General features: G+C 71.7%; 24 protein-coding genes. 11 read left to right on the forward strand and 13 right to left on the reverse strand.

The features are described from left to right. Positions 1 to 4 precede the first annotated feature (4 nt). Positions 5 to 184, forward strand: coding sequence for a DUF6104 family protein (locus ACIGAQ_RS16110; RefSeq protein WP_003992906.1), 180 nt, complete (start codon positions 5 to 7; stop codon positions 182 to 184). A gap of 359 nt (positions 185 to 543) precedes the next feature. Here ACIGAQ_RS16110 and ACIGAQ_RS16115 read toward each other — a convergent pair whose 3' ends face one another. Further along, entirely contained in the window at positions 544 to 1,380 is an 837-nt protein-coding gene (locus ACIGAQ_RS16115; RefSeq protein ID WP_399783226.1) for a hypothetical protein, read from the reverse strand. Positions 1,381 to 1,527: 147 nt separating this feature from the next. Here ACIGAQ_RS16115 and ACIGAQ_RS16120 point away from each other — a divergent pair, with 147 nt between their 5' ends. After that, a complete protein-coding gene (locus tag ACIGAQ_RS16120; RefSeq protein WP_399783229.1) occupies positions 1,528 to 2,499 on the forward strand; it encodes a DUF4097 family beta strand repeat-containing protein in 972 nt (323 codons plus the stop codon). A gap of 1 nt (position 2,500) precedes the next feature. Continuing rightward, positions 2,501 to 3,562 (forward strand): PadR family transcriptional regulator, encoded by a 1,062-nt coding sequence (locus ACIGAQ_RS16125; protein ID WP_399783232.1) that lies wholly within the window; start codon positions 2,501 to 2,503, stop codon positions 3,560 to 3,562. A 10-nt stretch (positions 3,563 to 3,572) separates the two neighbouring features. On the opposite strand, the gene ACIGAQ_RS16130 is transcribed toward ACIGAQ_RS16125, so the two are convergent. The 4 genes from ACIGAQ_RS16130 to ACIGAQ_RS16145 form a co-directional block, all read right to left on the reverse strand. Continuing rightward, entirely contained in the window at positions 3,573 to 4,142 is a 570-nt protein-coding gene (locus ACIGAQ_RS16130; RefSeq protein WP_399783234.1) for a Clp protease N-terminal domain-containing protein, read from the reverse strand. Continuing rightward, on the reverse strand, positions 4,142 to 4,351 hold the full coding sequence (locus tag ACIGAQ_RS16135; protein ID WP_003992902.1) for an HTH domain-containing protein: 210 nt from the start codon (positions 4,349 to 4,351) through the stop codon (positions 4,142 to 4,144). The genes ACIGAQ_RS16130 and ACIGAQ_RS16135 overlap by 1 nt, the downstream gene beginning before the upstream one ends. A 102-nt stretch (positions 4,352 to 4,453) precedes the next feature. Further along, positions 4,454 to 5,419 (reverse strand): zinc-binding dehydrogenase, encoded by a 966-nt coding sequence (locus ACIGAQ_RS16140; RefSeq protein ID WP_399783237.1) that lies wholly within the window; start codon positions 5,417 to 5,419, stop codon positions 4,454 to 4,456. A gap of 255 nt (positions 5,420 to 5,674) precedes the next feature. Next, the gene (locus tag ACIGAQ_RS16145; protein ID WP_362278585.1) at positions 5,675 to 6,907 is read right to left on the reverse strand and encodes an NADP-dependent malic enzyme; all 1,233 of its coding nucleotides are present in this window, start codon (positions 6,905 to 6,907) and stop codon (positions 5,675 to 5,677) included. 625 nt (positions 6,908 to 7,532) lie between these two features. On the opposite strand from ACIGAQ_RS16145, the gene ACIGAQ_RS16150 reads away from it, so the two are divergent. From ACIGAQ_RS16150 to ACIGAQ_RS16160, 3 genes are read left to right on the forward strand one after another with little or no spacing between them, the layout of a single operon-like run. Further along, the gene (locus tag ACIGAQ_RS16150; RefSeq protein ID WP_365738749.1) at positions 7,533 to 8,489 is read left to right on the forward strand and encodes an ABC transporter substrate-binding protein; all 957 of its coding nucleotides are present in this window, start codon (positions 7,533 to 7,535) and stop codon (positions 8,487 to 8,489) included. A 32-nt stretch (positions 8,490 to 8,521) separates the two neighbouring features. Further along, positions 8,522 to 9,463, forward strand: coding sequence for an amino acid ABC transporter permease (locus ACIGAQ_RS16155; protein WP_392109572.1), 942 nt, complete (start codon positions 8,522 to 8,524; stop codon positions 9,461 to 9,463). Further along, a complete protein-coding gene (locus ACIGAQ_RS16160) occupies positions 9,460 to 10,221 on the forward strand; it encodes an amino acid ABC transporter ATP-binding protein (RefSeq protein ID WP_094057096.1) in 762 nt (253 codons plus the stop codon). Before ACIGAQ_RS16155 ends, ACIGAQ_RS16160 begins: the two co-directional genes overlap by 4 nt. A 64-nt stretch (positions 10,222 to 10,285) precedes the next feature. On the opposite strand, the gene ACIGAQ_RS16165 is transcribed toward ACIGAQ_RS16160, so the two are convergent. After that, positions 10,286 to 11,056 carry a class I SAM-dependent methyltransferase gene (locus tag ACIGAQ_RS16165; RefSeq protein ID WP_399783243.1) on the reverse strand — a complete coding sequence of 257 codons (771 nt, stop codon included), beginning with the start codon at positions 11,054 to 11,056 and terminating at the stop codon, positions 10,286 to 10,288. Between the two features lie 89 nt (positions 11,057 to 11,145). Here ACIGAQ_RS16165 and ACIGAQ_RS16170 point away from each other — a divergent pair, with 89 nt between their 5' ends. Next, positions 11,146 to 11,796, forward strand: coding sequence for a CGNR zinc finger domain-containing protein (locus ACIGAQ_RS16170; RefSeq protein WP_311679417.1), 651 nt, complete (start codon positions 11,146 to 11,148; stop codon positions 11,794 to 11,796). Here the strand turns inward: ACIGAQ_RS16170 and sodX are convergent. Then, positions 11,679 to 12,113: a nickel-type superoxide dismutase maturation protease gene (sodX, locus tag ACIGAQ_RS16175; protein WP_311679418.1), complete on the reverse strand. Its 435-nt coding sequence runs from the start codon at positions 12,111 to 12,113 to the stop codon at positions 11,679 to 11,681. The genes ACIGAQ_RS16170 and sodX overlap by 118 nt on opposite strands. 146 nt (positions 12,114 to 12,259) lie before the next feature. On the opposite strand from sodX, the gene sodN reads away from it, so the two are divergent. After that, positions 12,260 to 12,655 (forward strand): superoxide dismutase, Ni, encoded by a 396-nt coding sequence (sodN, locus tag ACIGAQ_RS16180; protein WP_004983535.1) that lies wholly within the window; start codon positions 12,260 to 12,262, stop codon positions 12,653 to 12,655. Between the two features lie 108 nt (positions 12,656 to 12,763). Here sodN and ACIGAQ_RS16185 read toward each other — a convergent pair whose 3' ends face one another. Next, positions 12,764 to 13,918 (reverse strand): anion permease, encoded by a 1,155-nt coding sequence (locus ACIGAQ_RS16185; protein WP_399783248.1) that lies wholly within the window; start codon positions 13,916 to 13,918, stop codon positions 12,764 to 12,766. Positions 13,919 to 14,022: 104 nt separating this feature from the next. Here ACIGAQ_RS16185 and ACIGAQ_RS16190 point away from each other — a divergent pair, with 104 nt between their 5' ends. Beyond that, the gene (locus tag ACIGAQ_RS16190) at positions 14,023 to 14,757 is read left to right on the forward strand and encodes a VOC family protein (protein WP_399783250.1); all 735 of its coding nucleotides are present in this window, start codon (positions 14,023 to 14,025) and stop codon (positions 14,755 to 14,757) included. Positions 14,758 to 14,873: 116 nt separating this feature from the next. On the opposite strand, the gene ACIGAQ_RS16195 is transcribed toward ACIGAQ_RS16190, so the two are convergent. From ACIGAQ_RS16195 to ACIGAQ_RS16215, 5 genes are all read right to left on the reverse strand, one after another. After that, positions 14,874 to 15,173, reverse strand: a complete 300-nt coding sequence (locus ACIGAQ_RS16195; RefSeq protein WP_399783253.1) for a hypothetical protein — start codon at positions 15,171 to 15,173, stop codon at positions 14,874 to 14,876. A 26-nt stretch (positions 15,174 to 15,199) separates the two neighbouring features. Beyond that, the gene (locus ACIGAQ_RS16200) at positions 15,200 to 15,784 is read right to left on the reverse strand and encodes a dihydrofolate reductase family protein (protein WP_362278579.1); all 585 of its coding nucleotides are present in this window, start codon (positions 15,782 to 15,784) and stop codon (positions 15,200 to 15,202) included. 222 nt (positions 15,785 to 16,006) lie between these two features. Further along, positions 16,007 to 16,651, reverse strand: coding sequence for a GNAT family N-acetyltransferase (locus ACIGAQ_RS16205; RefSeq protein ID WP_399783256.1), 645 nt, complete (start codon positions 16,649 to 16,651; stop codon positions 16,007 to 16,009). 671 nt (positions 16,652 to 17,322) lie between these two features. Beyond that, entirely contained in the window at positions 17,323 to 18,516 is a 1,194-nt protein-coding gene (locus ACIGAQ_RS16210; protein WP_399783259.1) for a family 2 encapsulin nanocompartment cargo protein polyprenyl transferase, read from the reverse strand. 111 nt (positions 18,517 to 18,627) lie between these two features. Then, positions 18,628 to 20,034 carry a family 2B encapsulin nanocompartment shell protein gene (locus tag ACIGAQ_RS16215; protein WP_311679426.1) on the reverse strand — a complete coding sequence of 469 codons (1,407 nt, stop codon included), beginning with the start codon at positions 20,032 to 20,034 and terminating at the stop codon, positions 18,628 to 18,630. A gap of 336 nt (positions 20,035 to 20,370) precedes the next feature. Here ACIGAQ_RS16215 and ACIGAQ_RS16220 point away from each other — a divergent pair, with 336 nt between their 5' ends. Both ACIGAQ_RS16220 and ACIGAQ_RS16225 read left to right on the forward strand, forming a co-directional pair. Then, positions 20,371 to 20,847 carry a DUF6010 family protein gene (locus ACIGAQ_RS16220; RefSeq protein ID WP_399783262.1) on the forward strand — a complete coding sequence of 159 codons (477 nt, stop codon included), beginning with the start codon at positions 20,371 to 20,373 and terminating at the stop codon, positions 20,845 to 20,847. Positions 20,848 to 20,857: 10 nt separating this feature from the next. Continuing rightward, a complete protein-coding gene (locus ACIGAQ_RS16225) occupies positions 20,858 to 21,766 on the forward strand; it encodes a pyridoxal-phosphate dependent enzyme (protein WP_362278575.1) in 909 nt (302 codons plus the stop codon). The last annotated feature ends 39 nt before the right edge of the window (positions 21,767 to 21,805 follow it).

A 21,805-nucleotide genomic window follows, 5' to 3' on the forward strand; every position in this document is an offset into this window, starting at 1 on the left:
AGCCATGTACTTCACGGACCGTGGCATCGAGGAACTGGAGAAGCGGCGCGGCGAGGAGGAGGTCACCTTCGAGTGGCTCGCCGAGCAACTGCGCACGTTCGTCGATCTCAACCCCGACTTCGAGGTGCCGGTGGAACGCCTGGCGACGTGGCTGGCCCGCCTGGACGACGAGGACGACGAGTAGACGACGGCACCGGGGCGGGTGACCAGGGCCGGCTCGGGCGACTGGGGCCGGCTCGGGCGGCAGGACCCGCCGGGACGGCGGAACGGTCGCCGGCCGTTCGGGAGGTCGTAGGGGGGAGCGTCGCCCGATGGCCCTACCGGCAACACCGCGCCGGTCCGGGGGCATCCGGCAAGCCGCCGCCCTCGCCACCAGCCGCCCCAGCCCGGAGGGTCCGCACCCACGCGTCAGCGAGGCCGCAGGCCGGGATGAGGCACCGCCTCATGACCCGCGCCCCACGACCGCCCGGGTGGACGGCCGGCCCACTCCACTCGCGATGCCCGGCCCGCCTCAGCCGGGCCGCCCGGCTCACCGCACGGGTGTCAGTCGCGCGGGTGCGTGAGGTCGTAGGCCAAGCCCAGCGCGCCGTGGGCCAGGAGCAGTGCTCCGGCCGTGGCCCAGCCCCAGCCGCCGCCGCGCCGCCGTAGGCCCCACGCCAGCAGCGGTACGCCTCCCGCCACCTGGGCGAGCGCCAGAGCTCGGGCTCTCGGGCCGCCCGCCCAGGGCAGCCAGGGGCCGAGGCGGCTGTGTTCGACGGTCCCGCGCTCCGCGACCGCCTCGCGCAGACCCGGCCACTCGACGGACCGGCTGTCCGGCAGTACGGCGACGGCTTCCCCGAGGCGTTCGGCGGGTGCGCCGGGAGTGAGCCCGGGCGGCATCGAGACGCCCACGCGCGCGAGGACCGCCAGCAGACCGCGCAGCCGGGCCGGGCCGTCGGCCGCGGCGTCGGGCTTCGTGAGCTGTTCGAGAGCCTGCAGGTCCAGGACGGGATCGAGACCCACGCGCGCGGCGAACGTGCGCATCGCCTCGTCCTCCCCCGCGGGGACGCCACTCGCGAGCCAGACGAACCCGACCGGGCGGCGGAAGCCGTAGGCGAGGGTGAAGCCCGCGTGGTCGGCGTCCCACCACAGGGCGAGGACGGGCCAGGGCGCCCCCACGGCCAGGGCGGTGGCCCAGCCCGTGACCACGCGGTCGACGGGCTCGCCGCCGTCCCGCCAGGGCCGGCCCTCGGGCACGAGGACGCTCCAGTCGTCGCCCGCCCGGGTCAGCCGCATGGGCTCCCGCAGCAGATGGGCGACCGGACCGACGGCCCCGGGCACCGCCCGGCACAGCAGCAGAGCCCCTGGCGCGGGACCGGTGGGCTCAGCTTCCGTCGGCATGCTCACACGCTAGGGCGAATCGATGCCGTATGAGCACTTATGACCGCTTCGCCATCCCCAGAACGGGTGTCTTGACTTTCCCCGTCCGCGATATATCGTGAATGGGAGTAGACGCGATATGGCGCGTCGAGTCGGGGAGGTCTCACGATGTCCGAGTGGTCCGTCACGGAACCGAGCAAGCTCACCTTCGACGAGCCCGTGAGCGATCTCCACGTACGCCTGGTCAACGGAACGGTGAACGTGGTGGGTACGGACGAAGGTTCCGCCCGCCTGGAAGTCACCGAGATCGAGGGCCCGCCCCTCGTGGTGACCCGGCAGGGCGGCACCCTGACGGTGGCCTACGAGGACCTGCCCTGGAAGGGCTTCCTGTCCTGGCTGGACCGCAAGGGCTGGCGCCGCAGCGCGGTGGTCTCCCTGGCCGTCCCGGCCGGCACCCGCGTGGAGGTGGGAGTCGTCGGCGCGGCGGCCGTCGTCTCCGGCATCCAGGGCCCGACGGTGGTCAAGGGCGTCACGGGCGACACGACCCTGGTGGCCCTGTCCGGCCCGGTCCGCGCCGACACGGTCTCCGGCAGCCTGGAGGCCCAGGACGTCACGGGCGACCTGCGGTTCAACTCGGTCTCCGGCGACCTCACCGTGGTCGAGGGCTCCGGCCACTCGGTCCGGGCCGACTCGGTCAGCGGCTCGATGATCGTCGACCTCGCCCCGGACGGCCCCACGGACGTGAAGCTGACCAGCGTCTCCGGCGAGATCGCGATCCGCCTGCCGCATCGGGCGGACGCCGAGGTCGAGGCCAACACGGCGAGCGGCGCCGTCTCCAACGCCTTCGACGACCTCCGCGTCCACGGCCAGTGGGGCGCCCACAAGATCACCGGCCGCCTCGGCGCGGGCAACGGCACCCTGCGGGCCACGACGGTCTCCGGCTCCATCGCCCTGCTGCGCCGGCCGGCCCAGGAGGACGACGACCACACGCCACGGGACGCGCATCCCGGCACCGACAGCCCCCCGGCGGCCCCGGCGGGCCACCCCGGGGGCGACTCGGGAGACAATTCCGTCTCCGGCCCCGGCGACGGCACCACCACCGCCCCGGCCGACGGCACGACCGACAAGAAGGTGCTCTGACATGCCCCCCGTCTTCGCCCACGGCCGCCTGCGCCTCTACCTGCTGAAGCTGCTGGACGAGGCCCCTCGTCACGGCTACGAGGTGATCCGCCTCCTGGAGGAGCGCTTCCAGGGGCTGTACGCACCGTCGGCGGGCACGGTCTACCCGCGTCTGGCCAAGCTGGAGGCCGAGGGCCTGGTCACCCACACCACCGAGGGCGGCCGCAAGGTCTACTCGATCACGGACGCGGGCCGCGCCGAACTGGCCGACCGCAGCGGCGAACTGGCCGACCTGGAGCTGGAGATCAGGGAGTCCGTCGCCGAACTGGCCGCGGAGATCCAGGCGGACGTGCGCGGAGCCGCGGGTGACCTGCGCCGCGAGATGCGCGCCGCGGCGACCGAGGCCCGTCGGGACAACGGCAGCCGGACCGGCGGTCCCGAGGGCACCCCCTACGGGGACTTCGCGCAGTACGGCGACAAGGACGCCTGGCGCATCGCCAAGGAGGAGATGCGGCGGGCCAGGCAGGAGTGGAAGGAGCAGGCCCGCCGCGCCAAGGACGAGAGCCGCCGCGCCCGCGAGGACGCCCAGCGCGCCCGCCGCCAGGCGAAGGAGGCCCAGGAGCAGGCCCGCGCCCAGGCGCAGGAGCAGGTGCAGCGCATCGCCCGCCGCGTCCAGGAGCAGGTCCAGGACCACTTCACCCGCGGCGACTGGCCGACGGGCCTGCGCGAGGGCCTGAGCGAACTGGTCAAGGAAGTCGGCGAGTTCGGCAAGGACTACGGCAAGGACTTCGGCTTCGACTGGACCGGCACCGCAGCCGGCAAGCCGGGCTCACCGTCGCAGGGCGCAGGCCCCACGGAGGACTTCCCGGCCTCCTACGAACCGGCCTGGGCCCACGAGGACGCCGCGGAATCGACCGGCGACCCCGCTCGCGACCTGGACCGTCTCCTGGACCGCTTCCGGGACGACATCCGGGACGCGGCCCGCGACCACGGCGTCACGCCCGACCAACTGCGCGACGCCCGCCGCCATCTGTCGACGGCCGCGGCCCACATAGGAGCGCTCCTGCGCACGCCGAAGAAGTAACCGGTCGCGTTCAGCCGGCCTTGGCCTGGCCGCCGCCCCCGTACAGCACGCGCACCAGCGACGCGTACGTCACCCCGTGGTCGGCGAGGACCTCGGCCGGCACGCCCGGGCGCGCTGTCAGGGACAGCAGCAGGTGCTCGTCGCCGATGTGCCGGTCCCGCTGGGCCAGGGCCGCGCGCAGCGAGCCTTCCAGCACGTCCTTGGCCGCACGCCCGAAGGAGGGGCGCCCGGACCACCACCGGGTGTCCCTGCGGTCACCGGACATCGCTCCGACGCCGTGCACCTCCTCCACCCGGGCGACGATCTCCGCCACGTCGATCCCCAGCCCGGCGAGGGCGTCGCGCTCGGCCCGGGACAGCCCGGCCCCCCTGCGCGCCTCCCGCAGTGCCTCGCGCACCGGCTCCCGCTCCTCGGGCCCGAGCCCCAGAGCGGCAAGTGCGAAGGACCCCCGGCTGCCCTCCCGGTCGAGCAGGGCCAGCAGCAGATGTTCGGCCTCCACACTGCCCCCACCGCCCCCCTCCACATACGCGAACGCGCTCTTCACCACATCCCGGGCGTCCTTCGTGAACCGCTCGAACATCAATGCCTCCCGTACTTCTTGTGCACGGCCTGCCTGCTCACACCGAGTTCGGTGGCGATCTCCTGCCACGACCAGCCCTGGTTGCGCGCGTTGCGCACCTGCACGGCTTCCAGCTGCTCCAGCAGCCGGCGCAGCGCGGCCACGGCCCGCAGGCCGACCCGCGGATCACGGTCACCGGCACGCTCGGCCAGATCGGTTGCTTCGGTCATGGTGTCAACATAGGTTGACATCCGGCATCCGTCAACCCCGGTTGACATGCGAACGGCCGGCCCGTTCCCGGACCGGCCGTTCGAGCACCCCGCGCCGCGCGCTTACGGATTGGTCAGCAGAATCTTCCCGAACTGCTCCCCGGCCGCGAGCCGTTCGAAGCCCTCCCGCGCACGGTCCATGGGCAGCACGTCGTCGATGACGGGCCGCACGCCGGTGGCCGCGCAGAACGCCAGCAGATCCTCCAGCTCGTCCTTGGTCCCCATCGTGGAGCCGACGACCTTGAGCTCCAGGAAGAAGATGCGGGTCAGCTCGGCGTGCGAGGGGCGGTCGCCGCTGGTGGCACCGGAGATGACCAGGGTGCCGCCGGGCTTCAGCGACTTCACGGAATGCGACCAGGTCGCGGCCCCCACGGTCTCGATCACGGCGTCGACCCGCTGCGGCAGGCGCGCCCCGGCCTCCAGCGCCTCGACGGCCCCCAGCTCCACGGCCCGCTTGCGCTTGGCCTCGTCCCTGCTGGTGGCGAAGACCCGCAGCCCGGCCGCCTTGCCCAGCACGATGGCGGCCGTGGCGACACCCCCGCCGGCGCCCTGCACCAGCACGGAGTCGCCGGGCCGGACCCCCGCGTTGGTGAACAGCATCCGGTACGCGGTCAGCCACGCCGTCGGCAGACAGGCGGCCTCCTCGAAGGAGAGCTCCTTCGGCTTGGGCAGGAGGTTCCAGGTCGGCACGGACACCTGCTCGGCGAAGGTGCCCTGGTAGCGCTCGGTGAGGATGGAGCGGGGTTCCTTCGGGCCGACCCCGTGCCCGCTCTGTCCGATGACGGAGTGCAGGACGACCTCGTTGCCGTCCTCGTCGACACCGGCGGCGTCGCAGCCGAGGATCATCGGCAGCTTGTCCTCCGCGAGGCCGACGCCGCGCAGGGACCAGAGGTCGTGGTGGTTGAGGGAGGCGGCCTTGACGGTGACGGTGCTCCAGCCGGGACGGGCCTCGGGAGCCGGGCGCTCTCCCAACTCCAGGCCGGACAGCGGCTGGTCGCGGTCGATTCGGGCGGCGTAGACAGCGAACATGACCTTGACGATAGGTTCCCCACCGGGGTGACGGAACCGTATGCCCCTGTGAGACACACCCTCTTGCCAGGACCGGGACGCCCCTGCTGAGGCAGGGGCCGGCCCGCGGCCCTGCGGAGCGGGGTGCCGCCGCGCGTGCCGGCGGCGGCCTCCGGGGCCCGTCCGCACCCGTACACCACCCGAACAGCCGATTCCCCGGCAAAGAAATGACCCCGCCCATCCGGGCGGGGTCACCTCAACACTCGGCCGGCCGGGTCAGCGGCGAGCCACGCCCTCGGCACGCGCCGCCGCGGCGACCGCCGCGGTCACCGCAGGCGCCACCCGCTCGTCGAACGGCGACGGGATGACGTAGTCGGCGGACAGGTCGTCCCCGACCACGGCCGCCAGCGCCTCGGCGGCGGCCAGCTTCATCCCCTCCGTGATCCGGGAGGCCCGCACCTGCAGCGCCCCGGCGAAGATCCCGGGGAACGCCAGCACGTTGTTGATCTGGTTCGGGAAGTCCGACCGTCCGGTGGCGACCACGGCCGCGTACTTGTGCGCGACCTCGGGGTGCACCTCCGGGTTCGGGTTCGCCATGGCGAAGACGAACGCCCCCTCGGCCATGGACGCGACCGCGGACTCCGGCACCGTCCCGCCGGACACCCCGATGAACACGTCGGCCCCGGCCAGCGCCGTCTCCAGCGACCCCGTGATCCCGGCCTTGTTCGTGAACCCGGCCAGCTCCCGCTTCACCGGCGTGAGGTCGTCCCGGTCCGCCGACACGACACCCTTGCGGTCGGCCACCGCGACATCGCCGATCCCGGCCTCGACCAGCATCTTCGCGATGGCGACACCCGCCGCGCCGGCGCCGGAGATGACGGCCCGCAGGTCACCGACGGCCCGCCCGCTCAGCCGCGCGGCGTTCCGCAGGGCGGCCAGCGTCACGACCGCCGTGCCGTGCTGGTCGTCGTGGAAGACGGGGATGTCCAGCCGCTCCTGCAGCTTCCGCTCGATCTCGAAGCACCGCGGCGCCGAGATGTCCTCCAGGTTGATCCCGCCGAACGAGGGCGCGAGCCGCACCACCGTCTCGACGATCTCGTCGACGTCCGTGCAGTTCAGCGCGATCGGGACCGCGTCCACACCGCCGAACTGCTTGAACAGGATGGCCTTGCCCTCCATCACCGGGAGGGAGGCCTCGGGCCCGATGTCACCGAGGCCCAGCACGGCCGTACCGTCCGTCACGACGGCGACGACCGAGGACTTCCACGTGTAGTCGTGCACCAGCTCCGGCTGCTCCGCGATCGCGCTGCACACCTTCGCGACCCCGGGCGTGTACGCCAGGGACAGGTCGTCCTTGTCACGGACCGGCACCGTGGCCTGCACGGCCATCTTGCCGCCGCGGTGCAGCGCGAACGCCGGATCGAAGGAGTCGAGGGGCTCCGCACCGCCCTCGTTGCCCGTATCGCCGGTCTTGCTCTCGCTGCGAGGATTGACGATCTCCGCTGCCACTTCGTTTTACCCCTTAAATCTTCATTGGTTTGAGGGTGGCCACTCCTGGTGAGGGGTGGGCGGGACCGCGTACGGCCGTGGTCGTGCTCTGTACGTGATACGTACGGGCGCGTACGCGTCGGGCGCGCCGCACACGCGCCCTGAGCCCCGGATGAGGGGTGTAAAGACCCTTCTTACCGGACGGAAGGCACCGAGGACGAGTCCATAACGCCAAGGTCACATACCGGCGCCCTGACTCTTCGTCCAAAATCGGGGCAAGGGCTGGACAAACCATCGAGAACCACTCAAGCGGTGGTGAAGCCCGCGGCCTCCATGTCGAAATCCCGGGATATGCCGAAGATCTTCCGGCCGGAAGGAGGCATTCCCACAGAAGGTCCGGCCGTGATGTACCGGAGTGGTGCGGTTCGGGGGTCGCCCGTTATCCGATTTTGACATGGCTGGCCCCCAGAATGGCGCAGTCCGAATGGCAAGATGCCGTAATCACACGAGGTCGCGACACTCGAAGACGTGTGTTCTCGTCGACCCACGGCGCTGCCGACCCCGTCGGCAGGCCACGGCACTGCCGAGCCCATCGGCAGCGCTGAGCCCCATCGGCAACTCCACCCATCCGCCGGAGGAACCCACCATGACCGCAAGCTCCACCCGTCGTACGACCGCCGCCCGCTCCCGGCTAGCAGCGGTCGGTGCGATCGCGGTCGCAGGCGCGCTGATGCTCACCGGATGCGGTGACCAGACCAAGGACAACGGCTCGGACAGCGACACCGCGACGGCCTCCGCCCCGCTCGCCGACAAGCTGCCCAAGGCGATCCGCGACAAGGGCGTCATCAAGGTCGGTTCGGACATCGCCTACGCCCCGGTCGAGTTCAAGGACAGCTCCGGCAAGGTCGTCGGCATCGACCCGGACATCGCCGCCGCCATGGGCAAGCAGCTCGGTGTCGACTTCCAGTTCGAGAACGGCACCTTCGACACGCTGATCACCGGTCTGCGCTCCAAGCGGTACGACATCGCCATGTCCGCGATGACCGACACCAAGGACCGCCAGGAGGGCATCGACTCCGACACCGGCAAGAAGGTCGGCGAGGGCGTCGACTTCGTGGACTACTTCACCGCCGGTGTGTCGATCTACACCAAGAAGGGCGACGACCAGGGCATCAAGACCTGGTCCGACCTGTGCGGCAAGAAGATCGTGCTGCAGCGAGGCACGGTCTCCGAGGACCTCGCCAAGGCCGAGTCGAAGAAGTGCCCGTCCGGCAAGAAGATCGCCATTGAGCCCTTCGACAACGACCAGCAGGCCCAGACCCGCCTGCGCGCGGGCGGCGCCGACGCCGGCTCGTCCGACTTCCCGGTCGCCGCGTACGCCGTGAAGACCTCCGGCGGCGGCAAGGACTTCCAGCTGGTCGGCGAGCAGGTCGAGGCCGCTCCGTACGGCATCGCGGTCGCCAAGAACCAGACGGAGCTGCGGGACGCCCTCAAGGCCGCGCTCGACGCCATCATCAAGAACGGCGAGTACGAGAAGATCCTGAAGAAGTGGGGCGTCACGGACGGCTCCGTCGACGAGGCCACGATCAACGGCGGCAAGTGACCGCGACGCAGCGGCACTGAAAGGCAACACCCGTGACTGTTGACATCGACAAGACGGCGGGCGACACGCCCCCGGCCGGGCCGGAGGCCATCAAGGCCATCCCGGTCCGGCACTACGGGCGGTACATCTCGGCCGTCGTCGCCCTCGCCCTGCTGGGCGGCGTCGTCTACGCGTTCGCCCAGGGCAAGATCAACTGGGACGCGATCCCGGACTACTTCTTCGACGACCGCATCGTCGACGGCGTGGGCAAAACGCTCCTGCTGACGGTGCTGTCCATGGCGATCGGCATCATCGGCGGCGTCCTGCTCGCCGTGATGCGCCTGTCGAAGAACCCGGTGACCTCCTCGATCGCCTGGTTCTACATCTGGTTCTTCCGCGGCACCCCGGTCCTGGTCCAGCTGATCGTCTGGTTCAACCTGGGCCTGGTCTTCGAGTACATCAACCTCGGGCCGTTCTACAAGGACGAGTGGTCGGACTTCATGACCCCGTTCCTGACGGCGCTGCTGGGCCTCGGCCTGAACGAGGCGGCGTACATGGCGGAGATCTGCCGTGCCGGTCTGCTCTCGGTCGACGAGGGCCAGACCGAGGCGTCGCACGCGCTCGGCATGAGCCACTCCAAGACGCTGCGCCGGATCGTGATCCCGCAGGCGATGCGCGTGATCGTGCCGCCGACGGGCAACGAGGTCATCAACATGCTGAAGACGACCTCGCTCGTCTCGGTCGTCCAGTACCCCGAACTGCTCCGCGCCGCCCAGGACATCGGCCAGACCTCCGGTGCCCCGGCCGAGATGCTGTTCCTGGCGGCGGCCTGGTACCTGCTGCTGACCTCGGTCTTCAGCGTCGGCCAGTACTACCTGGAGCGGTACTACGCGCGTGGTTCGAGCCGGTCGCTCCCGGCCACGCCGTTCCAGAAGATCAAGGCCAACGTGCTGTCCCTGTCCAACCGCTCGTCGACGACGGGAGGCACCGCATGACCGCCATGGTGAAGGCCGAGGGCGTCCACAAGTCCTTCGGTCCGGTCGAGGTGCTCAAGGGCATCGACCTGGAGGTGAAGTCTGGCGAGGTGTTCTGCCTCATCGGCCCCTCCGGCTCCGGCAAGTCGACGTTCCTGAGGTGCATCAACCACCTGGAGAAGATCAACGCCGGGCGCCTGTACGTCGACGGCGAGCTGGTCGGCTACAAGCAGAAGGGCGACAAGCTCTACGAGCTGAAGGACAGCGAGGTCGCGCGGAAGCGCCGGGACATCGGCATGGTCTTCCAGCGCTTCAACCTGTTCCCTCACATGACGGCCGTCGAGAACGTCATGGAGGCACCGGTCCAGGTCAAGGGCGTGAACAAGGGCCAGGCCCGGCAGCGCGCCCTGGAGCTGCTGGACCGGGTGGGCCTGGCCGACAAGGCGGGCAACTACCCCTCCCAGCTCTCCGGCGGCCAGCAGCAGCGCGTGGCCATCGCGCGGGCCCTGGCGATGGACCCGAAGCTGATGCTGTTCGACGAGCCGACGTCTGCGCTGGACCCGGAGCTGGTGGGTGACGTCCTGGACGTCATGCGCGACCTCGCCGAGTCCGGCATGACGATGGTCGTCGTCACCCACGAGATGGGCTTCGCCCGGGAGGTGGGCGACAGCCTGGTCTTCATGGACGGCGGCGTGGTGGTCGAATCCGGCCACCCGCGCGAGGTGCTGACCAACCCGCAGCACGAGCGGACGAAGTCGTTCCTGTCGAAGGTGCTCTGACGGTACGCACGGCGAGGGGGCGGTACGGGATCTCCGTACCGCCCCCTTCGCTTTCCCCGCGCCGTTACTTCATGGCGAGCAGCAGGGTGTCCGAGGGGGAGCACCACACGGGCCTGGCCTCGCCGAATCCCTTCTCGCGCAGCACCCGCGCGTGCCACTGCACCGACGGCGTGTCACCGTCGGCGTGGTCGCCGTAGATCTCGTGGCGCCGGGCCGTCGGACCGGCGAGGACCGGGTCCTGGGCGGCGAGCTGCCACCACTCGGTCCAGCCGAGGACGCCGGTTCGCCTGGCCTGTTCCATGCGGGCGTTGCGCTGCGCGCGCTCGGCGGCGTTGATCCGGGGCGTCGTCTCGTCGATCATGTGGTCCGCGTTCATGAAGACCCCGCCGTCGCGGACGAGTCCGGCGAGGCGGCCGTAGAGCTCCGCGAGAGGTTCCCGGTGCAGCCAGTGCAGGGCCGTCGCGGTGAGGACGGCGTCGTACGTGTCGTGCGGCAGCCGCGCCGGCCAGTCGGGGTCCTTGAGGTCGGCGGTGACCAGGGCGACCCGGTCGTCGCCGGCGAAGGTGCCCTCGGCGATGGCGAGGAGCGCCGGGTCGAGGTCGACGCCGGTGCTGGTGGCGTCCGGGAACCGGGCGAGCAGCCGGGCGGTGATGGTGCCCGTGCCGCAGGCGAGGTCGAGGACGCGCGGGGCGGTGCCCACGACGGCCTCCACCATGTCGAGCATGATCCGGAACCGCTCCTCGCGGTCGGGCATGTACCACTCCTGCTGCCGGTCCCAGCTCTCCTGCCAGGCCTGCCAGTCGGTGGTGGCGGTGCGGGTGTCCGCGTCCGTCATCGAGCCCCTCCCTCGTAATACCCTGGATGCACCATCAGCTGTTACCAGTGCGCGCTCACGACCCTAAAGCCCCTCCGTAAGGACTACAAGTGGAACTGGCCTATTACTCGGACTACGCCGTGCGCCTCGTCAACACCGAGGAGCCGGCCCGGGGCAAGGACACCCTGACGTCGGTCGAGGCCGTCCGTGATCTGTTCGGCGGCCAGCAGTCGGCGGCGCGGCGCGCCACGGACGCGGACGTGACCCGCTTCCGCTCGGTCCGGGCCCGGCTGCGCGCGGTCTTCGAGGCGGCCGACGGCGGTGACGAGCAGCTCGCCGTGGACCTGCTGAACTCCCTGCTGCTGGAGTTCCCGGTGAGCCCGCAGATCTCGGGGCACGACTTCCGCGACGACGACGGCCGCCCGCTGTGGCACATGCACCTGGCGGACCACCCGTCCAACGCGACCGCCGGCTACGCGGCGATCGCCGCGATGGGTCTGGCCTTCCATCTGACCGAGTACGGCGTGGACCGCCTCGGTCTGTGCGAGGCCGCGCCCTGCCGCAACGCCTACCTGGACACCTCCACCAACCGCTCCCGGCGCTACTGCTCCGACCGCTGCGCGACCCGCGCCAACGTCGCGGCCTACCGGGCCCGCAAACGCCTGGAGGCGGCCCGGCCCGAGAAGACGGGCCTGGCGGCCGACAGCGCCCAGCCGAGCAGCGCCCACGGCGAGCGCCGGCCGGGCCTGAGCGGCCGGTAGCGGAACCGGACCCGGCCCAGCACCAGGTCGTCGGGCACGACGCCGTAGTCGGTGCTGTCGCCGCCCGCGTAGGCGTTGTCGCCGAGCACCCACCAGCCCTGCTCGCGCCGCTGGGCGGCCCGCTTCACCACGAGCAGGTCCTGCTGGAAGGGATGCCGCAGCACGACGACGTCACCGGCCTTGATCCGGGCGCCGTAGTGCACGAGGAGCCGGTCCCCGTGGTACAGCGTGGGCACCATGGACGGCCCGGTCACCTCGGCCACCCCGAAGGGCGCGGCCGGCCTCCCCCGCTCGGATTCCTGCGACAGCTCCGGCATCACCCGGCACCTCCCCGGTTCTTTCCTCCACCAGTCTCAGTCTCACCCCGGACTTTTGTCCTAAGCCCAAGGGGGCACTCGCGAAAACCCCTCCCCCACGGAGTAATGTCCCCTGTGAGAAGACGATCACGAGGAAGGAATGCTCCATGCTTTCCCGCCTGTTTGCACCCAAGGTCAAGGTCAGCGCGCACTGCGACCTTCCCTGCGGTGTCTACGACCCCGCCCAGGCCCGCATCGAGGCGGAGTCGGTCAAGGCCGTCCAGGAGAAGATGGCCGGAAACGACGACCCGCACTTCCAGGCCCGCGCCACCGTCATCAAGGAGCAGCGTGCCGAGCTCGCGAAGCACCACGTCTCGGTGCTCTGGAGCGACTACTTCAAGCCCCCGCACTTCGAGAAGTACCCGGAGCTGCACCAGCTGGTCAACGACACCCTGAAGGCCCTCTCGGCCGCCAAGGCGTCGACCGACCCGGCCACCGGCCAGAAGGCGCTGGACTACATCGCCCAGATCGACAAGATCTTCTGGGAGACCAAGAAGGCCTGATCGCCACGTACGACGAAGGGGCCCGGCCGCCGATCCGGCCGGGCCCCTTCGTCGTACGTGCCTGCGCGGCCCGCGCACGATCAGGTGCGGGGCCGGGCGGCCGGCCGTTCAGGCGGCCGTGCGGACCTTGGCCGGCGGCTCGGCACGGAGGCTCACCTCACGGCCGTCGTTGACGTTGTGCGCGTGCACCGGGTTGCGGCGCGAGAGCACCACCATGCCCGCGGCGAGAGCGGCGCCGACCAGGGCGACGATCGCCGTGCCAAGGTCACCGCCGCCGCGGACCACAGCGGCGGCCAGGCCCCCCACCAGCCCGGCGGCGGGCAGGGTGACCACCCAGGCGACCGCCATCCGGCCCGCGACGCCCCAGCGGACCTCCGCGAGCCTGCGGCCTAGCCCCGCGCCGAGGATGCTGCCGGAGGCGACCTGGGTGGTGGACAGGGCGAAACCCAGGTGGGCGGAGGTCAGGATCACGGTCGTGGAGGCGGTCTCGGCGGCGAAGCCCTGCGGCGACTGGATCTCGGTGAGGCCCTTGCCCATCGTGCGGATGATCCGCCAGCCGCCGAGGTAGGTGCCCAGGCCGATCGCGAGGGCCGCGGAGGCGACCACCCACAGGGGCGGGCCCGCGTCGGGGCCGAGCGCGCCGGCCGCGATCAGGGTGAGGGTGATGACGCCCATGGTCTTCTGCGCGTCGTTGGTCCCGTGGGCGAGGGAGACGAGCGAGGCGGAGGCGATCTGGCCGATCCGGAAGCCCTTGCGCACGGACTCCTCGCGGGCTCGGCCGGTGAGCCGGTAGGCGAGCCAGGTCGCGAGCAGCGCGGCGACCCCGGCCACGACCGGCGAGGCCACCGCCGGGAGCAGTACCTTCTCGACGACCTTGGCGAAGTGGATCCCGTGGCTGCCCGCCCCCACCCAGACGGCTCCGATCAGCCCGCCGAACAAGGCGTGCGAGGAGCTGGAGGGCAGCCCGAGGAGCCAGGTCAGCAGGTTCCACAGGATCGCCCCGACCAGCCCCGCGAAGATCATCCCGGGAGTGACGAGGGTGTCGTCCACGATGCCGCCGGAGATCGTCCTGGCCACCTCGGTGGACAGAAAGGCACCGACGACGTTGAGGACACCGCTGATCAGGACCGCTGTGCGGGGCGCGAGCGCGCCCGTGGCGATGGACGTGGCCATCGCGTTCGCCGTGTCGTGGAATCCGTTGGTGAAGTCGAAGGCGAGCGCCGTGACGATGACGACGGCCACGAGGAACGTGATGTGGTCCATTGCTGCATGCAAACAAGTTCGAGCCAGGGGCGGGGAACGGCGGGGCGCAGCCTGCTCAAGGTTCACGCAGGTGGCCGTGGCGTGCGCCCCCTACGATCACCGCCATGAGCATCCGCTGGACGTACGCCTTCGCCGACCGGCCCCGCGCGGCCTTCGACGCCGCCTGCGCCTTCTGGACGGCGGTGACCGCCACCCGGCTCTCCGAACGGCGCGGCGAGCACACCGAGTTCGTCACGCTGCTCCCGGACGGCGCCGACGCGTGCGTCAAGGCCCAGGCCGTCGAGTCGGGCCCGGGCGGCGCCCACCTCGACTTCTGCGTGGACGACGTACGGCAGTTCGCGGACGCGGCGGTACGGCTCGGGGCGCGCGTGGTGCAGGACCTCGATTCGCTCGTCGTGCTGCGTTCGCCGGGCGGGCAGTTGTTCTGCGCCGACCCCTGGCGCGGGCAATCGTCCCGGCCCGGTGTGGTGCGGGGCAGCCGGCTCGACCAGGTGTGCCTGGACGTGCCGCCGTCGGTGTACGCCGCCGAAGTCGCCTTCTGGAGCGGGCTGCTGACCGGCTGGGAGTCGCGGCCGGGCGCCCTCCCCGAGTTCCACGTGGTCGAGCCGCCGCCGGGGCTGCCGGTCCGTCTGCTCCTGCAACGCCTCGGCACGGAACGCCCGGCCTCCGCCCACCTCGACCTCGCCTGCGCGGACGTCGAGGCGACCCGGGCGTGGCACGAGACGCTCGGGGCCGTGTGCGTGGCGCGCTTCTCCGGCTGGACGGTGCTGCGCGACCCGGCGGGCGGCACCTACTGCCTGACGAGCCGGGACCCGCGGACGGGCCGGCCACGGACTTGAGTCCTGTCCGCTCCGGGACGCACGGCCCCTGCGGCTCCGGTGCCCGGCCGACGCGCGCCCTCTGCCGGGCCGCACGGACGCTCAGGCGGTCCTGCGGCTCGCGGATGCTTCGGGGCTCAGGGGTGCTTCATGACGGTCTCCCCGGGGGCCGTTTCCGGCGGGGACGTCACGGGTCGGGTCCCCACGGGAGGGACGGACCCCTCGGCTGCCCGGACCGTCTCGACGTGCTCGGCCGTCCGGGCGTCCTTCTCCGGGTGACCGGCTTCTCCGGCCTCCGCGTCGTAGGCCCCGCACTCGGGGTTGTGGCACGGGCCCGCCACCCACTTCGGGACCCAGGTGCCCAGCGTCTTGTGCCGCCGGACGACTGTTTCGACTGGCTGTCCGCAGGTCGGACAGACGTGCTCCTCACTGCCCATGCCTTCAGGGTAGGCCCGGGCGGGCCTCAGCGCTTCCTGCTGTACGCGCGCACCACCACGCCGTTGCCGAACGCGCGCACCGACTCCAGGGCGAACTCCGAGATGGCGAACCCCGTGGCGAACATGGGCATGCCCGCGCCGTACACCAGCGGGTAGGACTTGATGATCAGCTCGTCGATCTCGTCGAACAGTTCGCCCGCGACCTTCGACCCGCCGCACAAATAGATCCCGAGCTCGCTCTCCTCCGCCTTCAGTTTCCGGACCGTGCCGATCAGATCGTCCGAGATGATCTCCACGTTCGGGTCGGGCGACTCCTTCAGGGTGCTGGACACGACGTATTCGCGCAGGTGGGCGTAGGGGCTGGTGATGTCCATCTGCAGGGCCAGGTCATAGCTCCTGCGGCCCTGGATGATCGTGTCGAACCGCTTGTTCGGGAGGTCGTCGATGCCGAGGGCCCGGCGGCCGTGGGTGGCCACGGTCTCCGGATATTCGCTTCCCAGGAAGGCGAGGTACTCCTCGTCGAGGAAGCTCATCATCGCCGTCGCGTCGCCGTCCGGGTCCCCGATGAAGCCGTCGAGGGAGCAGGCGATGAAGTACGTGAGCTTGCGCAAGAGCGTCTCTTTTCGTTGACTGTCGCTGTAACAACTCTAGTTGTAGTACTCCTCATGTAGTGGTTGCAAGGGATTATCGACACCCGAGCAGAAGTGGCAAGGGAGACTCCGCATGGTCGGCGCCGCGCCTGGCCTCGGAGGAGCTACGGCCGGAGGCGATGCCGCTGCCGGAAGGGCCGGGAGAACGCGCGGCACCCGGGCGGGAGGCGCGTCACGGGAGGGCTAGGCGGTCGTCGCCGTACGGGGCTCGCGCCACATCGGCCACATCGCCGGGCCGTCGGGGAGATCGAGGACCGGGCCGCAGAGCTCGAAGCCGAGGCGTTCGTACAGCTTGCGGCTGCGGGCGTTGCTCGCCTCCAGGTAGGCGGGCAGCCCCTCACGGTCGCAGCGGTCGAGAACCGACTCGATGAGCGCCGTCCCGAGACCCTCGCCCTGACGGCCGGGGGCCACGCCGATCATCCACAGGTACTCGTGGGCCCGCCCGGAGGGATGGATGGCGGCCGTGAGACGCCCGATCTCCTCGATGCGCGGGTTGTCCGGGTCGACGGCCTCCCGCACCTGGGCCGGGCCGTCGTCCTCACCGGCGCCGGCGTGGCCTTCCCCGCCGTGACCGTCGTCGCCGTGACCGTCCTCGGCCGGCATCGAGAGCCACAGGGCGCAGGCGGACCCGTCCTCGGTGACGTCGACACGGCCGGCCGCGAGCACGATGTCGGTGAACGCGGCCATGAGCCCGGGATGCTTGGCCCGGCGCTCCGCGGCCGCGGGGAAGACCCAGCCGCTCACGGGGTCGTCCTGGAAGGCCTCGTCCAGGAGCCGGACGATCAGCTCCCGGTCCGCCGCCCCCGCCGTCCGGATCGCCACGCCCATGTCCAACGTCCCCTCGCCCGTGCCGGTCATCGGTGCCGATCGCCGGTGCCGTCACCGGGCCGACCGGCGTTGATCGTAGGGCCGCCGTGAGCCGACGCCGAGGCCGGTCCCGGACCTTGGCGGAAACTCGTCGAACGCATGCCCAAACAGGGGCGTGTGACACGAGTGAGGGGCAGGCCGGCACAGCGGGGGGAGCGGACCCGGCTTAGCGCGGGAGGGGCAGGTCCGGCACGGAGCGGAAGAAGCGGGTCCAGGTGGCCGCGCAGCACAGCCCAGCGCGGACCGGACCCAGCACAGCGCCGAAAAGGCGGGTCCCGCACAGCGCAGAAGGGCGGGCCCAGCACAGCATCGGAGAGGCGGATCCAGCACAGCGCAGAAGGGCTGGCCCGGCACAACGCCAGAGAGGCGGATCCCGCACAGCTTGGCAGGGCGGGCCCGGCACAGCGTCGGACAAGGCCCGCGCAGCACGGGAGGGACGGGCCCCGCACACCGTGGGGCGGTGCGGGACCCGCCGGCCGGAGTCCGGCGACCGTGCGGTGTCAGGATCCGCACGGCTCCGGAGCCCGGGGCCCTGCCCTCCGGTCGCCCGAAGGGGCCTGTCTCGGTGCGGGCCTTCCGTCACCCGGAGGACCGTCGGCAGCGGTGCCGCCGCCCGCCCGCGCCGTCGGCCGTCAACTGGTCCGCCGGGTCACGAACTCGGCGAGGGCCAGCAGACCGCCCGCCGCCTCCGGATCCGGTACCGCGTGCGCCAGTTGCTGCATCGCCCGGGCCATCCGGTCGGCCGCCTGGTCCTGTGCCCAGTCCCGGCCACCCGCACGTTCCACGGTCCGGGCGATGTGGTCCAGGTCCGCCTCGTCGCTGGGCCGGGCGTACAGCTCGGCGAGTTCGGCGGCCTCGGGGGTGCCGGAGACGAAGGCCGCGACGACCGGCAGGGACTTCTTACGGGTGGCCAGGTCCGCGCCGACGGGCTTGCCGGTGCGGCTCGGGTCGCCCCATATGCCGATGACGTCGTCGATGAGCTGGAAGGCCAGTCCGGCCTCCCGGCCGAACGCGTCCAGCGCCGCCACGTCCGACTCACCGGCGCCGGCGTACAGCGCGCCGATCGCGCACGCACTGCCCAGCAGGGCGCCCGTCTTGGCCTCCGCCATGGCGAGCACCTCCTCCAGCGTGACCTCGGCCGGGGCGCGGCGCTCCAGGGAGGTGTCCGCGTGCTGCCCCGCGCACAGTTCGACCACGCAGTCCGCCAGCCGGGCGGCGGCCGCCGGGGAGACCGGATGCGGGTCCTCGGCGAGCAGCCGCAGGGCCAGTGCCTGCAGGGCGTCCCCGGCGAGGATCGCGTCGGCGTCACCGAACACGGCCCAGGCGGTGGGCCGGTGCCGCCGGGTGGCGTCGCGGTCCATCACGTCGTCGTGCAACAGGGTGAAGTTGTGGACCAGTTCCACGGCGGCTGCCGCCCGCACCGCCCGTGCCCGCGCCTCGGGTCCCCCCAGGGCGCCCGCCGCGGCGAGCACGAGCGCGGGACGGATCGCCTTGCCCGAACCGCTCTCGGCCGGTGTGCCGTCCGCCCGCTCCCAGCCGAAGTGGTAGCACGCGACGCGGCGCATCGGCCCGGGCAGTGCGTCGAGCGCGGCCCGCAGCACCGGGTCGACCTCAGCGCGGGCCCGCTCCAGAAGCGCGACCGCCTCGTGCCCCTCGGCCCCTTCCGGCCGGTGGTCCTTCCCGATGGGTCCCTGCCCTTCGAGCCCTCGCCCTTCGAGTCCCCGCCCTTCCGGCGCCCCCGCCTCGGGCCGGTGGGCGGCGCGGCGCCGCCCACCGGGGGCGGGCAGCGTCGGCTCCGTCCTGGACTCCGTGAGGGATTCACCCATCGGACCGCCTCGGAGAAGGAACGGACGGTGGCGCCTGGGCTGCCGCCGGGCGCGTACCCCCAGGGTGTACCCGTCCCGCCCGAGCGGGACACGGCCGGCCTGCCGGAAGCGTCACCGCCAGCGGCCGATCTCGACGTTCTCCAGGACACCGAGCGCGTCCGGTACCAGGACCGCTGCCGAGTAATAGGCCGTGACCAGGTACTTGATGATGGCCTGTTCGTTGATGCCCATGAAGCGCACCGACAGGCTGGGCTCGATCTCGTCCGGGATGCCCGAGGCCCGCAGACCGATGACGCCCTGGTCGCTCTCGCCGGTACGCATGGCGATGATCGACGTGGTGCGGGCCTCCGTCACCGGGATCTTGTTGCAGGGGAAGATGGGCACCCCGCGCCAGGTGGGGATGCGGTTCCCGGCCATGTCGATGGTCTCCGGGACCAGTCCCCGCTTGTTGAGCTCGCGGCCGAACGCGGCGATCGCGCGCGGGTGGGCGAGGAGCAGTTTCGTGCCACGACGCCGGCTGAGCAACTCGTCCAGGTCGTCCGGGCTGGGCACGCCGTCGTGCGGCTGGATCCGCTGGTCGTACTCGCAGTTGTGCAGGAGCCCGAAGTCCCGGTTGTTGATGAGCTCGTGCTCCTGACGCTCTTTCAGCGCCTCGACCGTCAGCCGGATCTGCTGCTCGGTCTGGTTCATCGGCTGGTTGTACAGGTCGGCCACGCGCGTGTGGATGCGCAGCACGGTCTGGGCGACGCTCAGTTCGTACTCGCGCGGCCTGGCCTCGTAGTCGACGAACGTGTGCGGGATGTCCGGCTCGCCGGAGTGGCCTGCGGCGAGATCGATCTCCTTCTCGCCGTACTTGTTGGAGCGCTGCGCGGGGATCGAGCGGATGTGCTGGAGGTGCTCGCGCAGCGAGTCCGAGCGCTCGGCGATCTGCGCGAACTCCTGGCGGGGCAGCACGAGGACGGTGCACGCGGTGAGGGCGCGGGCCGTGTACTCCCAGATGGCGTCCTCGTTCAGCAGCGCGTCGTCGCCGAAGTAGGCGCCGTCGGCGAGGACTCCGAGGGACTCGTCGTCGCCGTAGGGGCCCGTGCCGACCTTCTCGACGCGGCCGTGCGCCAGCAGGTACACCTCGTCGGACGGGCTGCCGAAGGAGGCGATCACCTCGCCCGCCGGGACTTCCCGCTGCTCGCAGCGGCGAGCGATCTCGAACAGCACCTCCTCGTCCTCGTAGGAGCGCAGTGCCGGCAGTTCGCCCAGCTCCGCGGGGATGATCTCGACCTGGTCGCCGGTCTTGACGAACGTCAGCCGGCCGTCGCCCACGGCGAACGTCAGCCGCCGGTTCACCCGGTACGTACCACCCTGGATGTCGACCCAGGGCAGCATCCGCAGCAGCCAGCGGGAACTGATCTCCTGCATCTGCGGCACGGACTTGGTCGTGGTGGCCAGGTTCCGCGCGGCCGCCGTGCCGAGACTCTGCTGCGGCTTGGTCTGCTCCGTGCGGACCTCTTCGCCTACCGACATAGAGAACTGCCCTCCCGGTTGTGACCGACGCCCATATGCCTCGGGCATCGATGTGCACGACCAGCCTTCCTCACGCAGCGCAGCGATGGTATTACCCGAAAGAGCGGGAATGGATCTTCGTACTGCTGGGCAGGAGGCGCCCGTTTCGGTGGTGTTCGAAAGTGCGTCGGTGAGGCTCGGCGAAGCTCCGGGCCGGGCTTTGCGGAGCGCCCCGCCGAGGCTCCGGACCGGCTGGCGACAACCCGTGGGAACTTGGCGGCCGTGCCTCTGGGGGACCTTCGGGGCCGGCCCTAGCGTGGTGAGCCGTTCCCCTCCACCTCCAGAAACGGCCCCGCCATGCAGTACGTCGCGCCGATCGGCATCGGCATCCTCTACGCCCTGGTGATGTCCCTGGTCCGCGAACCGCACCGGCGGCGCCTGAACGCGGTCATGGTGGCCGGGGCAGGCGCGGCGTACCTCAGCGGAGGCGGCCTGGGCGGCTGGGAGTTCGCCTTCACCGCGCTCCTGACGTACGTGGCCTTCCGCGGTCTGGAGTCGTGGACGTGGATCGGCGTCGGCTGGCTGCTGCACACCGTGTGGGACATCGTCCACCACCTCAAGGGCAACCCGATCATCCCGTTCGCGCACACGTCCTCGCTGGGTTGTGCGATCTGCGATCCGGTGATCGCGCTGTGGTGCCTGCGCGGCGGGCCCTCGCTCGTCGAGTGGGTGCGCAACCGACGCGGAGCGGCGCGGTCGCGGCCCGGCACGACGAGCGGCGAGGACCTGGGCCGCGATGGAACGGCCGGTGCCGCCTCTCCCACCCTCGGGTGACAATGGCCCGGTGACCAGCCCCGACACCCCCGGCCTCGCCGGTCTCCGTCCCCGGCTGCCCTCGCCGGTGCAGGAGGCCGCCGACAGCCGGTTCGACCGCCGGGGCGTGCGGCTGCTGCTCAAGCGGGACGACCTGATCCATCCGGAGCTGATCGGCAACAAGTGGCGGAAGCTGGCGCCGAACCTGACGGCGGCGGCCGGCCGTACCGTCGTCACCTTCGGCGGCGCCTGGTCCAACCACCTGCGCGCCACGGCCGCCGCGGGCCGCCTGCTCGGCATCCCCACCGTCGGTGTCGTCCGCGGCGACGAGCTGGCCGGCCGGCCCCTCAACCCCTCACTGGCCCGGTGCGCGGCCGACGGCATGCGGCTGCACTTCGCAGACCGGGCGTCCTACCGCCGCAAGTCCGAGGCGCGAGTGCTGGCCGGGCTCCTGCGGGCGGCGGACGCCGAGGACGCGTACGTCGTCCCCGAGGGCGGCAGCAACGCCGAAGCCGTCCGGAGCTGCCGGGAGCTCGGCGCCGAGCTGCGCGATCGCGCCGACGTCGTCGCCGTGGCCTGCGGTACCGGCGGCACGCTGGCGGGCCTGGCGGCCGGTCTGGCGCCGGGGCAGCGCGCGCTGGGCGTGCCGGTCCTCAAGGGCGGCTTCCTGGCCGCCGACACGGAGGCCCTGCAGCAGGAGGCGTTCGGCGGCCGGCGCGGGGACTGGGACATGGACGACCGTTTCCATTTCGGCGGCTACGCGCGCGTGCCCGCGGAGCTCGACGCCTTCGCCGCGGACTTCGAGCGGCGCCACGCAGTACCCGTCGAACGCCTTTACGTCGCCAAGCTGCTGTACGCGCTTGCCACCCTGGCCGGCGAGGGCGCCTTCCCGCGCGGGGCGACCGTGGCGGCCGTGATCACCGGTCGCCCGTTCCCCTGACCGGGCGCGGGCCCGCCACCGGGTCGCCCCTCCTGCCGC

The sequence above is a fragment of the Streptomyces sp. NPDC085932 genome (genome assembly GCF_044540525.1).
Classification (GTDB): Bacteria; Actinomycetota; Actinomycetes; order Streptomycetales; family Streptomycetaceae; genus Streptomyces; species Streptomyces levis.